This is a genomic window from Limnobacter sp., assembly GCF_964228395.1.
In the GTDB taxonomy this organism is placed as follows: domain Bacteria; phylum Pseudomonadota; class Gammaproteobacteria; order Burkholderiales; family Burkholderiaceae_B; genus Limnobacter.
This window is the reverse complement of the sequence record NZ_CAXQZX010000083.1, coordinates 1-3,056: the sequence shown is the minus strand read 5'-3', so window position 1 is coordinate 3,056 and position 3,056 is coordinate 1. Positions and strand designations below refer to the sequence as shown.

The following is a 3,056-nucleotide window of genomic DNA, read 5'->3' as shown; positions in this document are numbered from 1 at the left end:
ATGTTGCGTTTCCTGCGCCTGACCGACCAAAACGTATCCAACAAACGCGTGTTGATCCGCGTCGATTTTAACGTGCCAGTGGATGCAAATGGCAACATCACGGAAGACACCCGCATTCGCGCTTCTTTGCCTGGCATTGAATACTGCTTGAACAACAACGCAGCCTTGCTGCTGACCAGCCACTTTGGCCGACCCACCGAGGGTGAGTACGATGAGAGGTTGAGTTTGGCCCCGGTGGCCGCGCGTCTGGGTGAATTGTTGGGCCGCCCTGTTCGCTTGGTCAAAGACTGGGTGAATGGTGTAGACGTGAAGGCTGGTGAAGTGTTGCTGCTGGAAAACTGCCGGTTCAATAAAGGCGAAAAAAAGAACAACCCCGAACTGGCACAAAAAATTGCCGCGCTTTGCGATGTTTATGTCAATGACGCCTTCGGCACGGCCCATCGTGCAGAGGCCACTACTCACGGCGCGGCACAATATGCGCCAGTGGCGTGTGCAGGCCCTTTGCTGGCTGCCGAACTTGATGCCTTGGGTGCAGCGCTTTCCGCTCCCAAACGCCCAATGGTGGCGATTGTGGCGGGTTCTAAGGTGTCGACCAAACTGACAATTTTGAATAGTCTGGCCGACAAAGTGGACCAGTTGATTGTGGGTGGCGGTATCGCCAATACATTCATGGCTGCGCTGGGCTTGCCAATCGGCAAGTCGCTTGCCGAGCACGACTTGGTGGGCGAGGCCAAAACCATCATCGACAACATGAAAGCCCGAGGCGCTGCTGTGCCAATTCCGAGCGATGTCGTGGTGGGCAAAGAATTTTCCCCGACAGCTTATGCCACCAGCAAGAAGGTGGCCGATGTGGCCGCTGATGACATGATTTTCGACATCGGCCCCAACACAGCCGAGGAATTGGCTGCCATTCTGGACAAAGCCGGCACCATTGTGTGGAACGGCCCCGTGGGAGTGTTTGAGTTCGATCAGTTTGGCAAAGGCACCGAGCTCCTGGCCATGGCAATTGCAAATTCCAAGGCTTTTTCGATTGCGGGCGGTGGCGACACCTTGGCGGCTCTTTCAAAGAACAACATTGGTGATCAGGTCAGATCTATTTCAACCGGTGGCGGCGCATTTCTTGAGTTTCTGGAGGGTAAAACCCTGCCGGCCGTAGAAATTCTTCAACAGAGAGCGGCTTAATGTCTAACTCAGGGAGCAAATTGGTGCCCAACGTGTATGTACCCCGTCAAACCAAAATAGTGGCCACTTTGGGGCCGGCATCTACCGATCCCGCAGTTCTTGAGCGAATGATCGCAGCGGGCATGAATGTGGTGCGGGTCAACTTCTCGCACGGCACTGCCCAGGAGCATATTGATCGGGTCAAAACCGTGCGTGAAATTGCGGCCCGTTTGAAGCGCGACATTGCGGTGATGGCCGATTTACAAGGGCCCAAAATTCGAATTGGTGTGTTTGCCAATGGCTCCACCAACCTCGTTAACGGTCAGCCCTTTGTGCTGGAAGCCAAGTGCGACTCAGGCGACGACGAGCGGGTTGGGCTGGACTATCCCGAGCTGGTGAATGATGTCAAAACAGGCGATACCCTGTTGCTGGATGACGGCAAGATTGTACTGAAAGTCAAAAAAGTAACCCCCAGTCAAATTCACTGTGAAACTGAAGTGGGTGGTGTGCTCAAGAATCGCAAGGGCATTAACAAATTGGGCGGTGGTTTGTCCGCGCCTGCCCTCACGTCGAAAGACATGGAAGACATCCGCACTGCAGTGGCTTTCGAGGCTGACTATATTGCGGTCAGCTTTCCCAAAAGCGGTGCGGATATGTACATGGCGCGCGAACTGACTCGCGCGGCAGGTGGCCACGCCATGATGATTGCCAAGATTGAACGTTGCGAGGCACTTGAGAATCTGGATGATTTAATCCGTTCTTGCGACGGTCTGATGGTGGCACGCGGTGATTTGGCAGTTGAAATTGGTGATGCCGCTGTACCTGCAGCCCAAAAGCGCCTTATTCGCGCCGCCCGGGAAGCCAACAAGCTGACCATTACTGCTACCCAGATGATGGAAAGCATGATTGAAAGCCCCGTGCCCACCCGCGCTGAAGTGTCCGATGTGGCCAATGCAGTGCTCGATGGCACAGACGCCGTGATGTTGTCAGCTGAAACCGCTGCGGGCAAGTTCCCAGTAGAAACAATTGTGGCCATGGCCCGCGTGTGTGTTGAAGCAGAAAAGTCAGCCACCATCAGCCTGGACACCGATTTCCTGAATCGCAAGTTCAAGCGAGTGGACCAGTCCATTGCAATGGCCGCTTTGTTTACTGCACACCACCTTGAGGTGAAAGCGATTGCGGCGTTGACCCAGTCTGGGTCTACTGCCTTGTGGATGTCGCGTTTGAACAGTGGCGTGCCGATTTTCGCGCTGACGCCCGAGGAGAAAACCCGCCGTCGCCTGTCGATGTACCGCGATGTGCGCACTGTCATGATGCAGTACGAAACTGAGGACCGTGAGGTGTTGCTGGCGAAATCAGAGCAGGCTTTGCTGGATGCCAAAGTGGTTGAGTTGGGTGATCTGATTGTGATCACCATTGGTGAGCCAATCGGTAAATCGGGCGGAACCAACACCATGAAAATTGTTCGCGTGGGCGAACACATTGGCCTGCTGAATTAACCAGCTATTTGACTAATTTTATTTTTCGGAGACTTTGAAATGCCTCTCGTATCCATGCGCCAACTGCTGGACCATGCCGCCGAAAACGGCTATGGCATCCCCGCCTTCAATGTGAACAACCTGGAACAGGTTCAGGCTGTTATGGCCGCTGCCGACGAGGTGGGTGCGCCTGTTATTCTTCAAGCCAGCGCGGGTGCCCGCAAGTACGCTGGCGAGCCGTTCATCAAGCACCTGATTCAGGCGGCTGTGGAAGCATTTCCGCATATTCCCTTGGTCATGCATCAGGATCACGGTACCAGCCCCAAGGTGTGTCAGGGTGCTATCGATCTGGGTTTTGGCTCCGTCATGATGGACGGCTCGCTGATGGAAGATGGAAAAACGCCAGCCTCATTTGAT

General features: G+C 54.5%; 3 protein-coding genes. All 3 read left to right on the top strand.

What is annotated here, in order from left to right; genetic code table 11:
- Nucleotides 1–1,182: phosphoglycerate kinase (locus tag ACEQU8_RS06895; RefSeq protein WP_370262497.1), on the top strand; the 1,182-nt coding region annotated here is incomplete at its 5' end.
- Complete coding sequence (gene pyk, locus ACEQU8_RS06890; protein ID WP_105027057.1) at nt 1,182–2,660, top strand: pyruvate kinase; 1,479 nt, start codon at nt 1,182–1,184, stop codon at nt 2,658–2,660. The genes ACEQU8_RS06895 and pyk, both read left to right, overlap by 1 nt.
- A gap of 39 nt (nt 2,661–2,699) precedes the next feature.
- On the top strand, nt 2,700–3,056 hold a 357-nt coding region (locus ACEQU8_RS06885), incomplete at its 3' end, for a class II fructose-bisphosphate aldolase (RefSeq protein WP_370262495.1).

Coding starts and splice junctions, on each gene's coding strand:
- pyk (WP_105027057.1), top strand. CDS start 1,182: ATGTCTAACTCAGGGAGCAAATTGGTGCCCAACGTGTATGTACCCCGT.